This is a genomic window from Snodgrassella sp. ESL0323 (genome assembly GCF_013346865.1).
Classification (GTDB): domain Bacteria; phylum Pseudomonadota; class Gammaproteobacteria; order Burkholderiales; family Neisseriaceae; genus Snodgrassella; species Snodgrassella alvi.
In genome coordinates this window covers 62,409-78,195 of the sequence record NZ_JAAEDT010000020.1, presented here as the reverse complement: position 1 = coordinate 78,195, position 15,787 = coordinate 62,409, and the positions used below count along the sequence as shown (strand labels likewise).

Genomic DNA, 15,787 nt, shown 5'->3' with positions numbered 1-15,787 from the left:
GTTATTTTTTAGAGAAAAGTGCAATTTCTGCAAAGTTTGTGTTGTATTAAAACCAACAATATTTTACTGAAATGATAATGGTTTTTATAACATGAATTTCTGTTTTGTTATTTCATCAAACCAAAAGCAGTAGTTTTGGGTATAAAAGCAAAATCCTTTACAATAGGTAGCTTAGATAATCTGTTTCACAGAAGAATTTAATTAAGTCAGAATAAGTATGAGTGAATCTATTCAACAATCAGGCCGCAGTGATGATCATCTGTTACTTGGTCAGTATGCAGAACGTGCTTACCTTGCCTATGCCATGAGTGTGGTAAAAGGGCGGGCATTACCGGATGTGGCTGACGGGCAGAAGCCGGTTCAGCGACGCATTTTGTATGCTATGAAAGATATGGGGTTGGCTCATAGTGCCAAACCGGTAAAATCTGCCCGCGTGGTTGGTGAGATACTAGGTAAATATCATCCGCATGGTGATTCATCAGCTTATGACGCTATGGTTCGGATGGCACAGGATTTTACCTTGCGTTACCCTCTGATTAACGGTATTGGTAATTTTGGTTCACGTGATGGTGACAGCGCAGCAGCTATGCGCTATACCGAAGCTCGTTTAGCACCAATTGCTGAATTGCTGTTATCGGAAATCGATATGGGTACTGTGGATTTTGTGCCCAATTATGATGCCAGCTTTGCTGAACCCTCTTTATTACCGGCACGCCTACCAATGATATTGCTTAATGGCGCCTCAGGTATTGCAGTAGGTCTGGCAACTGAAATTCCTTCGCATAACTTGCGCGAAGTCAGCGCAGCTGTTGTGGCTCTGTTAAAACAGCCTGCGCTGGATTCGGCAGCCTTAATGCAGTATTTACCCGGTCCTGATTTTGCTGGTGGTGGTCAGATTATTACTGCACCAGAGGATATTCAGGCAATTTATGCACAGGGTAAAGGCAGTATACGTGTACGTGCCCGTTATGAAATTGAAAAACTGGCACGCGGACACTGGCGAGCTATTGTCACGGAGTTACCTCCCGGTACTTCTGCGCAAAAAATTCTGGCTGAGATAGAAGAACAGACTAATCCCAAACCGAAAACCGGTAAAAAAAATCTCACTCAGGAACAGCAGAATACGCGCACATTAATGCTATCACTGCTTGAGCGGGTGCGTGATGAATCAGATAGTCAGGCACCGGTGCGTCTGGTGTTTGAACCGAAATCCAGTCGTCTTCAACCTGAAGAATTTATGAATACTTTGCTGGCACAAACTAGTCTGGAAGGGAATGTGCCTGTTAATCTGGTTATGATGGGGCGGGATAATAAGCCGGCACAAAAGAATTTATATCAGATTCTGCGTGAATGGCTGGATTTTCGAATACTGACTGTAACCCGGCGTTTGCAATACCGTCTGGAACAGGTGGAAAAACGTATTCATATTCTGCATGGGCGGCAAACGGTATTTCTTCATATTGATGAAGTCATCAGGATTATCCGTGAATCAGATGAACCCAAAAATGAATTGATGTCTGCATTCGGTTTAAGTGAGATACAGGCGGATGATATTCTTGAAATCCGTTTACGCCAGCTGGCCAGACTGGAGTGGATTAAACTAGAAACAGAACTGAATAAACTACAGCAGGAACGTGATCAGTTAACAACCCTTCTGGAAGATGATAAAGCTAAAAAACGACTGATTATTAAAGAAATTGAGTCTGATACCAAAATCTATGGAGATGACCGGCGTACATTGATACAGCCGGCAGAGCGGGCTACGCTTACCCGAACGACTGCAGATGAACCAGTTACACTGGTATTGTCACAGAAGGGCTGGCTGAAAACGCGTGTCGGACACAATCTTGATTTAAGTCAGACTACTTTTAAGGAAGGTGACGGTCTGCTTCAGGCAGTAGAGGGACGTACAGTCTGGCCGGTAATTTTACTTGATTCGCGCGGGCGAGCCTATAGTGTGGATGCTGCCAGTATTCCGGGCGGACGTGGTGATGGTGTACCTGCAGGTTCTCTGGTTGATCTGGATAAAGGTGCCAGAATTGTGGCTATGCTCAGTGCCTTACCGCAACAGCATTATGTACTGAGCAACAGTGGCGGTTATGGTTTTGTGGTTGCATTCAAAGATATGGTCAGCCGTACTAAAAACGGTAAAGTTATTATGACGGTTAATAGTGATGAGACATTGCTGCCGCCGCTTCCTGTACCGTCTGCCTGTCTGTCTGTTAACGGGCAGACTCAGCTTATAGCCATCTCCAGTGCCAATCGCCTGCTGGCTTTTCCATTACATGAATTGAAAGTGATGGCTAAAGGCCGTGGTCTGCAAATTATGAGTTTACCGACTAATGAGAAACTGCTTTATCTTACTCTGACAAATAAATCGGAATTTAAACTGGAGACTCAGGGTAAACGTGGCGGACGCTATCAGGAAATTTTACGCGTTCAGGATATTCTTAATAAACGCGGACATAAAGGTAAGGAATTAAGCGTTTCGGGTGAAATCGTTGCCATCTATGGTGATCTGGATAACGGAAACTAAACCTGTATGAAAACACGCACAAATAGCTGGCCGCAATATCTGGACAGGCTTTCTGCTTTGCTCAATATTGCGCGAATGAGTTTGCTGTTTTCAATTATGACCTTCTATGTACTGACCCGCAGCGTGGATGAACCCGGTCTGGCTGTACCCATATTCAATAAAATTGAACTGTATAGCTGGGCGACGCTTTATGGGGTTTTGATTGTCTTTTCCATGCTGGTACCACGCTGGCAGAATCAGCCGGATGCATTGCCTAATGTCAACTCTGTTGTAGATATCACCATGATAGCCTGGCTGATGAGCATGGGGGGGGGGATAGATAGTGGCTTTGGTATTTTGTTGCTGCCATTTGTCGGCTCGGCTTGTCTGTTCAGCCGTGGCCGGTATCCGATGCTTTATGCCGGCTATGTAACTTTACTGATTGCCATCATCACCTGGACGCAGCTAAGCCGTAATGGTTTTGAAAATATCAGTATGCGAGTATGCACTGTTGCCATCATACTGATTGCTGCTGTCTATCTTGTGGCCGGGCTGACTGCCTATGCTGCAACCTTGCTGGTACGCTCACAAAATTTGCAATATCAGCAGTCAAAAATGCTCGACAGTTACCGGCATTTACTTGATCGTGCCTTTAATTATGTGCAGGAAGGTGTGGTTGTACTGGATGAAAGTGGTCTGGTATGGCTGATTAACCGTAAGGCACAGAATTATTTTCCGATGTTAGTGGTTGATACCCAGACTACTTTATTTCGTCAGGTTATGCATTACTGGCATACTGAGCAGAAAAATATTTTTGAAATGAATTGTACGCTGGATGGTTGGCCGATGCGGATACATGCACGCTTGTTACAGGAAGCAAATACGCCTTTACTAATGTTATCAATGCGTTCGCGTACTGAAATTGATAAGGAGGCTATGGCTATTAAACTGGCCTCATTAGGCCAGTTAACAGCTAATCTGGCTCATGAAATTCGTAATCCGATGTCTGCAGTAAGACAGGCCAATGAATTGTTACAGGAAGAAGAACAAGACCCGATGCGGCGGCACCTGTTTAATATTATTGAAAACAATATCAGTCGTATTGATAAAATGCTTGAAGACATCAGTATGCTGAATAAGCGCGACAAAAAAAATAAACAGGCAATTGATTTGCAGGTATTCTGGACAGCCTTTTTGCAGGAATTTGTACTGATTAAACAAAAAGCTAAGGATTGTATACAGCTACAAGCCGATAAGGGAGACTTAGTCGTCTGGTGTGATTCCGTCCACTTACAACAAATTATATGGAATCTGATGAATAACGCCTGGCGTCATAGTTTGCAGAATAAAAATGCTATTCGTATTATCTTTTACAAAAAAGAACAGAATGAAATTTCCATTACCGTAATTGATAATGGTGCTGGAGTCAATGCGGAAAATCAGTTGCATTTGTTTGAACCGTTTTTCACGACTGAATCCAGCGGTACCGGTCTTGGATTATATGTGGCGCGCGAACTGGCTCAGGCTAATCATGGTCAGTTAATATATCGCCCTGAAGTGAATGGATTTGAATTAACATTGCCAAGGATGGTTGATGAATAATAATAATCAAATAGATTTAAAGAAGCCGGTACTGGTGATAGATGATGAAGCCGATATACGTGATTTAATGGAGTTAACCCTGATTAAAATGGGTTTATCTGTAAAAACTGCTTCAGGCGTGACTGAGGCAAAAAAAGCTTTACGTACGCATGCTTTCTCACTGGTGCTGACGGATATGCGTATGCCAGATGGTTCCGGTCTGGAGATTGTTGATTATATCACTGCCCATAATCTGGATATTCCGATTGCAGTTATTACTGCTTACGGAAATGCAGCACAGGCTGTACAGGCACTGAAAAACGGTGCTTTTGATTATTTACAAAAACCCATTACTCTGGCACAACTGCGTACCCTGGTTAAATCTGTTATTACAATCAATAATACTGTTGAAACCGAAATAGATAATAAAATGGTAACCGCATTTAAACAGTCTGAAAATAAACAAAAAAATGAAGATACTTCCGCAACGGTTAATGAACAGCCAGTACGTGAGCGTCTACTGGGTAATTCTCCATTAATAACTGAAGTACGTCAGCTGATCAGCAGACTGGCTAAAAGTAATGTACCGGTATACATTGCCGGAGAATCAGGCAGTGGTAAAGAGCAGGCAGCACGCAGTATTCATGAACAGTCAGAACGCAGAGACAAGGCATTTGTTGCTGTAAATTGTGGTGCCATACCTGAGGCATTGATGGAAAGTGAGTTTTTTGGTTATAAAAAAGGCAGTTTTACCGGAGCTGAAACAGATAGGGCCGGTTTTTTCCAGCATGCGGACGGTGGAACATTATTTCTAGATGAGGTAGCTGATTTACCACTATCAATGCAGGTTAAATTATTGCGAGCCATTCAGGAACGTGCTGTACGCCGGATTGGCGAAATGGAAGAAAAACAGGTTGATGTCCGTATTATCTGTGCAACCCATAAAGATTTAAATGCTCTGGTTGAAGCAGGTCAGTTTCGTCAGGACTTGTTTTATCGTTTGAATGTTGTATCTATTACCATGCCGCCATTACGTGAATTACGTGATGATTTGCCTCAGTTAATTCGGGTTTTACTGCAACGAATTTTGCATGATGAAACCATGACATTAACACCAGAAGCAAAAAAAGCACTGTTGCAATATAGTTATCCCGGTAATTTCCGTGAATTGGAGAATATTCTGGAACGTGCTATTGCACTGTCAAAAAATCATATTATTGATATAGATGATTTACAGATTCATAGCTATCAGCTGGATAATCCACGTACTGAATCTGCAGAGAATGCCGGCAGTAATCTATCCGCAGATAGTAATGAGGAAATTAAGGATTACCAGTTCGGAAAAACTCAGATACAAGATTATCTGGATGAAATAGAGAGAAAAATCCTGGAACAGGCTTTGGCGCAAACCCGATATAACCGAACACAGGCCGCCAAGTTACTGGGTATCAGTTTTCGTTCTATGCGTTACCGGATGGAACGGTTAGGGATTGTCTGATGATAAAGCCTCTGATTTTAACCGGTCAGATAGCAGATAAAACTGATTTGATCACTCCTTTACAGAAATTGCTAGCTAGTAAAAAACTCTGTTATCAGCAACAACCACCAGAACAGGGATTATATCTGATATACGAAAATGACAGTCTTGCTTTAGCTAAAGCCGGGCAAAAAGGGGTCGTGCGGGTTGATTTTGTAGAAGGTACTGCACGACACCGGCGGCTTTTTGGTGGGGGAGAATTACTGGCACGTGCTATTCAGGCCAAAAACCGGCCGCTTGTCTGGGATGCTACCGGAGGTTTAGGTCGGGACGCTTTTGTAATGGCATCATTGGGACTGGAAGTTGTGGTATTTGAACAGAATCCTTATGTATATGTCTTATTTGCGGATGGGCTGAAACGTGCGATGGTTGATGAACAGACTGCGCATATAGCACAGCAGATTCATCTGCATTATGGCAGTATTACTTTACCGGACGCGGAACCAAAAAAGATACCATTGCCTGATGTGGTCTATCTGGATCCGATGTATCCGCAAAAGCAAAAAGTGGCGGCAGTAAAAAAAGAAATGGCTTATTTTCATGAATTACTGGGTAATGCGGATATAGATAATGATCAGGCTTTATTACTCGCAGCACAGAAATTAGCCCGAAAACGGGTTGTGGTAAAAAGACCGGCTAATGGGGCAGTTTTAGCAGGAAAGACGCCGGCATTTCAGTATTTTGGTAAAACGACTCGATTTGACGGGTATATGCCTTTGTAGCTTTAAAAAGAAGTCAATTTTGTGAATCTGAATTATTTTGTTTAAATTTAATACAGGGGAGAATAACAAATGGCTAGAAAAGTCTGGGCATATGCTAAAGATAAAAATCAATGTTTTATTTGCGAAAATCAATCTTTGCAGCCAAAAATTTTTTATATCTGGGATGTTCTGAGATTAAAAGAACAAAATTTTAAAAAATATCAGGAATTAACGTTTTACTCAACGGAATACGATGAAATTAATCGTCTGGAGTTAATTCCAACTGAACATGGCTTTTTTCGGTATAAATCCGACGAAATTGATGAAAGAAATAAAGAATCTATTTATCATTCTGCAGCGACAGTGATATTGCTGGAAATGCCTGTAATTAAATTTACTATTGATAAAAATAAATATATTTTAAATTTTTCAAAATTTTTAGTTGAGCCGTGTCTTCGATTTAAGCATTTTGATCAAGATGAGGAAAAATATTATCCCGACCTTGTTGGCTATTTTTCTTCTGAGTGTGAATTACAGGAAAAATGGAAAGGATGTCTGGCTATAGAGGTTGTTTATACTAATGCTTGTTATTCTAAAAAAATACACTCTTTTGAAAAGAATCATATACCGATCATTGAAGTGAGTATTTCAAAAAAATTAAAACTAGAGACAGAGTTTGGCGGTGAAATAAAATTTACAGTTGCAGATGTTGAAAACTATTATTTCTCACTAAAGAAGATTTTTGAGAAAAACGTATATGGCAAAATACGTTCAGATCCGGTGAATCATAAATTTTATACGGATAAGATTATTTCTCTTGAAGACGCATATAAGTGTGAATTAGAAAATAAGCAGCTATTAAATGATAATGAACAAGCAAATTTAAAAAGAGAGCTTAATTATATAAATCTAAAGTATGAAGAAATGAAATCTGAAGTATCACATTTACACAATTTACTTGAACAAATGAAACAACAGGAATGGCACTTAAATAACCGGTTAAATAATTATGCAGTAATGGGATTTTGGCAGAAACTAAAATTTTTATTTAATATTTCTGCAGATTAAATAATAAAGCTGCTTAGAAATTAAGGCAGCTTTATTATTTCCTGGCAGATATTTAATCATTTTGATTTATTTAGAAGGTATAACCTGTCTGCACTTCTTCTGAGCCAATTAATTCAGTAATTAATTGCAGTAGTGGACGCAATTCACCATAACGGCGGCTGGTTTTTCGTAAATATTTCAGGAAGCGATGAATTTCACCGCGATATTTATCTTTACCATCGCGGTAATATAAGCGGGCAAAGATACCAGCAACTTTCAGATGGCGCTGTACACCCATCCATTCAAAATCACGATAAAACTGATCAAAATCGGTACGTACCGGTAATCCGGCAGCTCTTGCTTTTTCCCAGTAACGAATGACAATATCAAGTATAAATTCTTCGTCCCATTCGATAAATGCATCACGTAATAGTGATACTAAATCATAAGTAATGGGACCATACAATGCATCCTGAAAATCGAGAATGCCCGGACGGCTGCGGGTCAGCATGATGTTTCGAACGATATAATCGCGATGCACATAGACCTGCGGTTGTGACAATATTACCGACAATATAGTAGTAACTGTCTGCTGCCACAACTGTTGCTGTTGTTCAGTTAAAGATAAACCAAGTTCTTTCTGAATATACCATTCAGGAAAAAGTTGCATTTCCTGCTCTAACACAACATCATCATATAATGGTAGCTGGTCCGGCTGGCTTGAAAGTTGCAGTTTGATGAGTTCATCAATGGCTTCAAGCAGTAATACTTTGTGTACTTCAGTACGTCTATCCTGTTGCAGTGCAGCCAGATAAGGAGTACTGCCGAAATCTTCCAGAGCCATAAATCCCTGCTGTATATCCAGATGATAAATTTCGGGAACCTTAATAGCCTGAAAAAGTTTTTGTACTTTAATATATGGCAGGATACTCATTTTATCCGGTGGCGCATCCATACAGATTACAGTGTTGTCATCTGTGAAAGTGGCGCGGAAATAGCGTCTGAAATCAGCATCAGCGGCGGCAAAGCTAAGAATAAATTCCTGTTGCGGGTAGCAGCTATGAAGCCATTTTTTTAGTTCAGTTTCTCGTTGCATGACATTTTTCAGGGTAAAATAAACACTATTTTAACTGTCAAAGCCGTTTAGGTGATACTTTGTCTTACTTATTCTCTCCAAAACCATTAGTTCTGGCTTTAACAACAGTTTTTTATACCTTGCCCGGGCTTGTTCTTGCTGCTTCTCCTTTATCTATGGGTGAAGGAAACGTTTGTACAGCACCACATCGTCCGAAAAACTTTGTCAAACCTGTTAAAAGCAGCGGTGAAACTAATCCGGGTAATGATGTTACCCGGGTAGTGGCTGATGATGTCAATGGGCAGTCACAGGTTCAGGTACATGCAAAAGGGAACGTTATTATTGAGCGTAATGATGTTACTCTGAATTCAGACTGGGCTGATTATGATCAGCAAAATCAGATTGTGAAGGCGGGTGACCATTTTACTTTAGATAATGGTCAGGGACGTGTTACCGGTGAGCATGTTACTTACGACATGGCTAAAAATACAGGTATTGGTGATGCAGGTCGTTTTGAAATGGAAAAAGATAACCGGCGTCTGCAAGGTGTTGGTGATGAGATACAGATGGGTGGTAAAAATCGCTATCGTCTGCAAAGTGCCAAATTTAATACTTGTAATCCGGGCGATGATAGCTGGTATATCCGTTCAGGCAGTATTGATCTAGATTATGATAAAAATGTTGGTGTAGCCCGTAATGCAACGCTGGTCTTTGGCGGTGTTCCGTTGCTGTATACACCATGGATTGATTTTCCGTTGAACGGTAGTCGTAAAAGTGGTTTTCTGGCACCTACGCTTAAGGGAGGATCTGACGGTTTTGAGCTGACGGCTCCTTATTATCTTAATCTGGCACCCAATTATGATGCAACTATCCGGCCGCATTTTATTAGCAGCCGTGGTATACAGCTGGGCGGCGATTTTCGTTACCTGCAGCCGAATTATCAGGGACAGCTTAGTGCTGACTGGGTACCGAATGATCAGAAAAGCAGTCACAAAAATCGTGCTGAAATTGATTTTACTCATTCCCAGAGACTGGCAAAGGGATTAACCGGCGGTATTGACTATCATCAGGTATCGGATGATGATTACCGGCGTGATTTCTGGAACGGAGATAATGGCAGTTCTAATCTGAACCGGCAGGCATGGCTGAATTATCAGCGGGATTTATGGGGCGGGACATTTGATGGCAGTTTAATGGTGCAGAAATATCAGACTCTGGCCTCAACCAGTGGTTATAAGGATCAGCCTTATTCACGTTTACCGCGTTTATCTGCTACGTGGAACCGCTATTTTGGCAACCATTACACTGTTAATATATATGCAGAAGCAACTCGTTTTGAAGGCAGGGAAATAGGCCATAAAAATTCGATGTATAAATACCCCAATGGTACCCGTCTGGTATTATTGCCAGCGTTTACTGCTGACTATTCCAATAACTGGGGTTATATCCGGCCAAAACTGAGTTTTCATGCCACTCATTATGATATCAACCGGCAGGATAATCAGGATAGCCGCAGTATGAATCGGGCCGTACCTTTACTGAGCGTGGATTCAGGCATGACGTTTGAGCGTTTATGGAAAAACAATCAATTACACAAAGGATATATTCAGACACTGGAACCTCGCCTGTTTTATACCTATATACCGCGACGTAATCAGAATGATATGCCTTTGTTTGATACTGCTGAAAACAGTTTCACCTATGATCAGTTATTTCATGAAAACCGTTATTCAGGACAGGACAGAATCAATGCGGCTAATTTTATGACAACGGCGCTGCAGTCTCGCATATATGACAGTAGTAACGGTATTGAACGTTTTGCGGCCGGTATCGGTCAGCGCTTTTATTTCCGTGATGATAACGTTAAACTGAACGACAATACGCCTAAAAATAAAGAACGCAAACGCTCTGATATGGTGGCTTTTGGGCGTGCTGCTCTGAGTAAGCACATTACAGCTGAAACCAACTGGCATTACAATCAGGATTTAAAAACATCTGAAAGTTATAATTTTGGCATCCGCTATACCCCAAATCCGGGTAAAACTGTAAGTGTTCGCTATAAATATGGCCGTTATGAAAATTTATACGATGATGTTTATGGCAAAATGCGTACAATAGATGTTGGCGTTCAGTGGCCGATAACCCGTAATTACTATCTGGTTGCACGGCAGGATTATGATTTTAACAGTAGTACATCTCTGAATCAGACAGTAGGCATAGAGTACCAGAGTCCGTGTCATTGCTGGAGCGCCGGACTGGTAGGCTCCCGTTATACAAATGATTATAAAAAGCATAAAACCGCCGTATTATTTCAATTACAGCTGCGCGATCTGGCAGGTATGGGGAATGGAACCCTCAATCAGCTCAGTTCGCAAATTCCCGGTTACAGCAATACTTATGAGGTAAAACATTAATGAAGCAGAGACATTCATGGCTGGCAGCGACTATGCTGACTGTATTATTACCCTCAGCAATGGCATTGGATATTAAGCCTGTTGATAATATTGTGGCTGTTGTTAATGATGATGTAATAACACGTCAGGAGCTGGATTTAGTGGCTGCTCAGCTGCATTCACAGTTACCCAAAGGACAAAATATTAATAAATCAGCTTTGTACCAGCAGGCACTGGATCAGCTGATACGTAAAGATCTGTTGGTGCAGGCTGCCAAACGTTCTAATATTAGTTTAAGTAATGCTGATGTAAATGATGCGATTGAACAATTTGCTTCACAACGCAATATGACAGTTAAAGAACTGATGCAGCGTATTGCCAAAGAAGGTGTGAATGAAAACCAGTTGCGTCGTACCATTACTGAAAACTTACTGGCACAGAAGATTGAACAAAGTGAAGTAATGGGCAAAAGTCAGGTCAGTGATGCAGAGATAGATGATGCTATTGCACGCGCACAGCAGGAAGGGCGACCTCTGCCGCCACCGGTTACAGCCTATTCCTACCATGTGCAGCATATTCTGTTGAAAAATGACAACGATATCACACGAAAACTGATCGAGCAGATTGCCCACCAGGCTCGTTCCGGTGCCTCATTCGATCAATTGGCACGGCAGTATTCTCAGGATGGCAGTGCACAAAATGGCGGGGATCTGGGCTGGATTATCGATGGTGAGACTGTCCCGCCATTTGAGGCAGCGGTGAAATCATTGCAGTCCGGTCAGATATCCATGCCGGTGCGTACTCAGTTTGGCTGGCATGTAATTCGTCTGGTGGCTGTCAGAAGCAATGACAGCCCGCAAGAGCGTCAGCGTAACGGGATGCGTGCAGTACTGGTGCAGGAAAAACGCGAAATTTTGCTGCAGAATTTCCTGAAACAGTTACATGATCAGGCCTTTATCCGAGTTCGTCCTCTGGATTAATTGTCTTGATACAAATTTTTTCACAATTTGTGCAGCCAGTATCATGATCAGGTCTGTATATTCTAGCAACAAACCATTTTACTGTTGGTTGTTCCGTGGAAATACAAGATAAAATTCTGGTTTAAATTTATGAATACTCAGTTGATTATTGCCATTACAAGTGGAGAACCGGCAGGTATTGGTCCTGATATCTGTCTGGATCTGGTCAGCTGCGACTGGCCGCAACGCGTTGTGGTATTGGGAGATATGTATTTATTGCAGCAGCGTGCGGCACAACTGAATAAAAAAATTACCATACAGGCTTATCAGCCTGATAGTAATAAACCTGTATCCGGCATACTGGAAGTTTGTCATATTCCGGTTCAGGTATCTGTTCAGGCTGGAAAGTTAAACGTACAAAATGCGGCTTATGTATTGCAATTGCTGGACAGAGCATATACTGGCATAGAGCAGGGTGAGTTTGCTGCAATGGTAACCGCTCCGGTGCATAAAGGTATTATTAATGATAGCGGTATTGCTTTTAGCGGCCATACTGAATATCTGGCTGCCAAAAGTGCTACTTCTCAAGTAGTAATGATGCTTGCCGGTGGTGGTCTGAGAGTGGCTTTAGCCACTACACACTTACCATTGCGGTCTGTAGCAGATACCCTGACAATTGAATTATTAACCGAAGTACTAACTATTCTGCATCACGATTTACAGACAAAATTCGGGCTGATGCGGCCACGTATTCTGGTTGCCGGCCTCAATCCGCACGCTGGTGAAGGCGGTCATCTGGGTAATGAGGAAAATGATATTATTATTCCGGTAATCAGACAGTTACAGAAACAGGATATGCAAATAACCGGACCATTTCCGGCAGATACACTGTTTCAGCCTTTTATGCTCGAACAAGCAGATGCTGTACTGGCTATGTATCATGATCAGGGATTGCCGGTATTAAAATATGCAAGTTTTGGTGAAGGCGTTAATATCACTCTGGGTCTGCCTTTTATTCGTACATCAGTGGATCATGGTACCGCGCTGGATCTTGCCGGATCCGGCAAAGCAACCAGCAGCAGCCTGTTTGCCGCAATTCATGCTGCAGTGGATATGAGCGGGCACTGGAAAGCGGATAAGTGTCCATCTGTATTTGATAAATATCTTCAGACATCATAAAATCTAAGTTGCTATACGGCATGGGAATTCTCAATATGGTTACGCCGTTTATTGAAATGAAAGATGTGGTTTTCGCTTATGGCGACCGGCCCATTTTAAAAAATATTAATTTTAAACTGGAGCAGGGCAGTTTTACCGCTATTATGGGTAGTTCCGGAAGTGGTAAAACAACCCTGCTGCGTCTGATTACCGGCCAGATCAGTGCACAACAGGGGCAGGTTTTGATCAATGGTCGTGATATTGCCGAATTCAGCCGAGAAGAACTGTATAACCATCGGCGTAATATGGGTGTACTTTTCCAGTTTGGTGCTTTGTTTACGGATTTATCGGTATTCGATAACGTTGCTTTTCCAATGCGGGAACATACTGATTTGCCGGAAAGCATGATACATGATCTGGTGGTCATGAAACTGAATGCAGTTGGTTTACGCGGGGTAGAGCAATTAATGCCATCCGAGCTTTCCGGTGGTATGGCAAGACGGGTGGCATTGGCTCGTACAATTGCACTTGATCCGGGATTATTGCTATATGATGAACCATTTACCGGCCTGGATCCGATTTCACTCGGGGTAATAGCCAGTCTGGTAAGTAAGATCAATAAAGCCTTACATGCTACCAGCGTAATGGTGACACATGATATCCAGCAATCTTTGGATATTGCCAGCCATGTGGTTTTTCTGGCACACGGCGAAATTATTTTTTCCGGTTCACCGCAACAAATGGGTGAACTGGATTCACCATGGATAAATCAGTTTATTCATGGTCAGGCAGACGGGCCGGTAGCATTTCGTTATCCGGCTACCACCACCTTACAACAGGATTTAGACATCGCGTGATGAAAGCAATCGAACAACTGGGTGCAAAAACCCTGAGTTTTGTCCGGCATCTGGGGCGGGCGGCATTATTTCTGTTTGCCGCCCTGTTGCGCAGCGGAACAGTTTTACGCCGTCCGCGCCTGATGATCCGGCAAATGTATTTTTCCGGCGTTCTTTCTATTGTCATTATTGCTGTATCAGGACTGTTTGTCGGAATGGTACTGGGGTTACAGGCCTATACACAGCTGGCTAAATTCAAATCTGCTGATATTCTTGGTTATATGGTGGCCGCAGCTATGCTGCGTGAGCTTGGTCCGGTACTGGCAGCGATACTGTTTGCCAGCAGTGCCGGTGGCGCAATGACCAGTGAAATAGGTTTGATGAAAACCACTGAACAACTGGAAGCCATGAATGTCATGGCTATTGATCCGGTGGCAAGAGTTATCGCTCCCCGTTTCTGGGCCGGTGTACTTTCCATGCCTTTACTGGCTTCAATATTCAATGTGGCCGGTGTATATGGTGCTTATCTGATTGGCGTAAAATACTTTGGCATGGATAACGGCGTATTCTGGGGTCAAATGCAGAATAATCTTGATTTTTATTATGATGTTGTGAATGGATTAATTAAATCATTGGTATTTGGCGTAGTTGTTACTCTGATAGCCGTTTATCAGGGTTTTTATGCAAAACCGACATCAGAAGGTATTTTGCGTGCCAATACACGTACGGTTGTATCCAGCTCACTAACTATTTTGGCAGTGGATTTTATGCTGACCGCTCTGATGTTTACTAAGTAGGGTGCAGATTAACAAGGTAATGATATGAAAAAAAACAGTCTGGAAATGCTGGTTGGTCTATTCGTTTTAATAGGTGTAGTGGCAATTCTATTTTTATCTTTTCGCGTTGCAGGCGGTAATGGGATCGGTTCTTCACAGCCTACATATACTTTGTCGGCATCGTTCAGCGACATTGGCGGTTTGAAAACACAGGCACCTGTCAAAGCAGCTGGTGTTGTGGTTGGCCGGGTAGACAGAATTGTGCTTGATCCGAAAACTTACTGGGCTAAAGTGACTTTAAAAATTGATAAACAGTACCAGTTTAGTACAGATACCTCAGCGCAGATTCTGACTTCAGGTTTGCTTGGCGACCAGTATATCGGACTGGCGCAAGGCGGCGATCCGGATAATCTGGCCGATGGGGATAATATTACTATTACCAGTTCAGCTTTGGTGCTGGAACAGTTAATTGGCAAATTTATGACCAGTTTTGCTGAGGGTAATGCCAAAAGCGATAATAAAAAAACAGATACTGCTGCTTCTGCAAGTGAATAAGTAAAAGTAACAGTAGATAAACAAATTTAATTTAATTAAAGGAATATTTAAATGAAACTGAATAAATCTTCATTTATAGGGGCGGTAAGTATTGCCATTATGAGCATTAGTATGGCATTTGCCTCACCACAGCAGGCAGTTAGTCAGCTTAAAGACAATGCTACTCAGGTATTGAATATTTTAAGTTCTGCCAATGGTAAAAATGATAATCAGGTACGTCGTCAGGCTGAAAACTATGCAATTCCGTATTTTGATTTTGAGCGCATGACTGCACTGGCAGTAGGTGCTCCGTGGCGTACAGCCAGTACTGCACAGCAGCAGGCATTAACTCAGGAGTTTAAAACCCTGTTAATCCGTACTTATTCCGGCACTATGCTGAAATTTAAAAATGCTCAGGCAAATGTATACAATAATCCTGTCGTTAATAAGGGCGGACGCGAAATCATTGTGCGTGTAGATGTTACTACACCTAACAGTAAACCAGTACGTATGGATTACACACTGTATCAGGCAGGCAATATATACCGTATTTATAATGTAGCTGTAGAAGGTGCCAGTCTGGTGACTGTATACCGCAACCAGTTTAACCAGACTATCAGTCAGAAAGGCATAGATGGTTTAGTAGCGGATTTACGTGCCAAAAACGGTAAATAA

The 15,787-nt window shown here is 42.1% G+C and carries 13 protein-coding genes; 12 read left to right on the top strand and 1 reads right to left on the bottom strand.

The window, feature by feature from the left end; genetic code table 11:
• Window positions 1-217 precede the first annotated feature (217 nt).
• The 5 genes from parC to GY065_RS08950 all read left to right on the top strand — a co-directional run bounded on the left by parC (window position 218) and on the right by GY065_RS08950 (window position 7,402).
• Entirely contained in the window at window positions 218-2,536 is a 2,319-nt protein-coding gene (gene parC / locus GY065_RS08970) for a DNA topoisomerase IV subunit A (protein ID WP_174833854.1), read from the top strand.
• Between the two features lie 6 nt (window positions 2,537-2,542).
• Complete coding sequence (locus GY065_RS08965) at window positions 2,543-4,117, top strand: nitrogen regulation protein NR(II) (RefSeq protein ID WP_174833853.1); 1,575 nt, start codon at window positions 2,543-2,545, stop codon at window positions 4,115-4,117.
• On the top strand, window positions 4,110-5,594 hold the full coding sequence (locus GY065_RS08960; protein ID WP_174833852.1) for a sigma-54 dependent transcriptional regulator: 1,485 nt from the start codon (window positions 4,110-4,112) through the stop codon (window positions 5,592-5,594). Before GY065_RS08965 ends, GY065_RS08960 begins: the two co-directional genes overlap by 8 nt.
• Window positions 5,594-6,355, top strand: a complete 762-nt coding sequence (locus tag GY065_RS08955) for a class I SAM-dependent methyltransferase (protein WP_174833851.1) — start codon at window positions 5,594-5,596, stop codon at window positions 6,353-6,355. The genes GY065_RS08960 and GY065_RS08955 overlap by 1 nt, the downstream gene beginning before the upstream one ends.
• Before the next feature lie 69 nt (window positions 6,356-6,424).
• On the top strand, window positions 6,425-7,402 hold the full coding sequence (locus tag GY065_RS08950; RefSeq protein ID WP_174833850.1) for a hypothetical protein: 978 nt from the start codon (window positions 6,425-6,427) through the stop codon (window positions 7,400-7,402).
• A gap of 70 nt (window positions 7,403-7,472) precedes the next feature.
• Here GY065_RS08950 and amgK read toward each other — a convergent pair whose 3' ends face one another.
• The gene (amgK, locus tag GY065_RS08945) at window positions 7,473-8,477 is read right to left on the bottom strand and encodes an N-acetylmuramate/N-acetylglucosamine kinase AmgK (RefSeq protein WP_174833849.1); all 1,005 of its coding nucleotides are present in this window, start codon (window positions 8,475-8,477) and stop codon (window positions 7,473-7,475) included.
• 59 nt (window positions 8,478-8,536) lie between these two features.
• Here amgK and GY065_RS08940 point away from each other — a divergent pair, with 59 nt between their 5' ends.
• From GY065_RS08940 to GY065_RS08910, 7 genes are all read left to right on the top strand, one after another.
• The gene (locus GY065_RS08940) at window positions 8,537-10,870 is read left to right on the top strand and encodes an LPS-assembly protein LptD (protein ID WP_174833848.1); all 2,334 of its coding nucleotides are present in this window, start codon (window positions 8,537-8,539) and stop codon (window positions 10,868-10,870) included.
• Window positions 10,870-11,829, top strand: coding sequence for a peptidylprolyl isomerase (locus tag GY065_RS08935; protein WP_174833847.1), 960 nt, complete (start codon window positions 10,870-10,872; stop codon window positions 11,827-11,829). Before GY065_RS08940 ends, GY065_RS08935 begins: the two co-directional genes overlap by 1 nt.
• Before the next feature lie 129 nt (window positions 11,830-11,958).
• Window positions 11,959-12,987, top strand: coding sequence for a 4-hydroxythreonine-4-phosphate dehydrogenase PdxA (gene pdxA, locus GY065_RS08930; RefSeq protein WP_174833846.1), 1,029 nt, complete (start codon window positions 11,959-11,961; stop codon window positions 12,985-12,987).
• A 35-nt stretch (window positions 12,988-13,022) separates the two neighbouring features.
• A complete protein-coding gene (locus GY065_RS08925) occupies window positions 13,023-13,823 on the top strand; it encodes an ABC transporter ATP-binding protein (protein WP_174833845.1) in 801 nt (266 codons plus the stop codon).
• Window positions 13,823-14,599: a lipid asymmetry maintenance ABC transporter permease subunit MlaE gene (gene mlaE, locus GY065_RS08920; protein ID WP_037475757.1), complete on the top strand. Its 777-nt coding sequence runs from the start codon at window positions 13,823-13,825 to the stop codon at window positions 14,597-14,599. Before GY065_RS08925 ends, mlaE begins: the two co-directional genes overlap by 1 nt.
• A 24-nt stretch (window positions 14,600-14,623) precedes the next feature.
• Window positions 14,624-15,133 (top strand): outer membrane lipid asymmetry maintenance protein MlaD, encoded by a 510-nt coding sequence (mlaD, locus tag GY065_RS08915; RefSeq protein ID WP_174833844.1) that lies wholly within the window; start codon window positions 14,624-14,626, stop codon window positions 15,131-15,133.
• Between the two features lie 57 nt (window positions 15,134-15,190).
• Window positions 15,191-15,787 (top strand): phospholipid-binding protein MlaC, encoded by a 597-nt coding sequence (locus GY065_RS08910; protein ID WP_084547262.1) that lies wholly within the window; start codon window positions 15,191-15,193, stop codon window positions 15,785-15,787.

Coding starts and splice junctions, on each gene's coding strand:
- parC (WP_174833854.1), top strand. CDS start 218: ATGAGTGAATCTATTCAACAATCAGGCCGCAGTGATGATCATCTGTTA.
- GY065_RS08965 (WP_174833853.1), top strand. CDS start 2,543: ATGAAAACACGCACAAATAGCTGGCCGCAATATCTGGACAGGCTTTCT.
- GY065_RS08960 (WP_174833852.1), top strand. CDS start 4,110: ATGAATAATAATAATCAAATAGATTTAAAGAAGCCGGTACTGGTGATA.
- GY065_RS08955 (WP_174833851.1), top strand. CDS start 5,594: ATGATAAAGCCTCTGATTTTAACCGGTCAGATAGCAGATAAAACTGAT.
- GY065_RS08950 (WP_174833850.1), top strand. CDS start 6,425: ATGGCTAGAAAAGTCTGGGCATATGCTAAAGATAAAAATCAATGTTTT.
- amgK (WP_174833849.1), bottom strand. CDS start 8,477: ATGCAACGAGAAACTGAACTAAAAAAATGGCTTCATAGCTGCTACCCG.
- GY065_RS08935 (WP_174833847.1), top strand. CDS start 10,870: ATGAAGCAGAGACATTCATGGCTGGCAGCGACTATGCTGACTGTATTA.
- pdxA (WP_174833846.1), top strand. CDS start 11,959: ATGAATACTCAGTTGATTATTGCCATTACAAGTGGAGAACCGGCAGGT.
- GY065_RS08925 (WP_174833845.1), top strand. CDS start 13,023: ATGGTTACGCCGTTTATTGAAATGAAAGATGTGGTTTTCGCTTATGGC.
- mlaE (WP_037475757.1), top strand. CDS start 13,823: ATGAAAGCAATCGAACAACTGGGTGCAAAAACCCTGAGTTTTGTCCGG.
- mlaD (WP_174833844.1), top strand. CDS start 14,624: ATGAAAAAAAACAGTCTGGAAATGCTGGTTGGTCTATTCGTTTTAATA.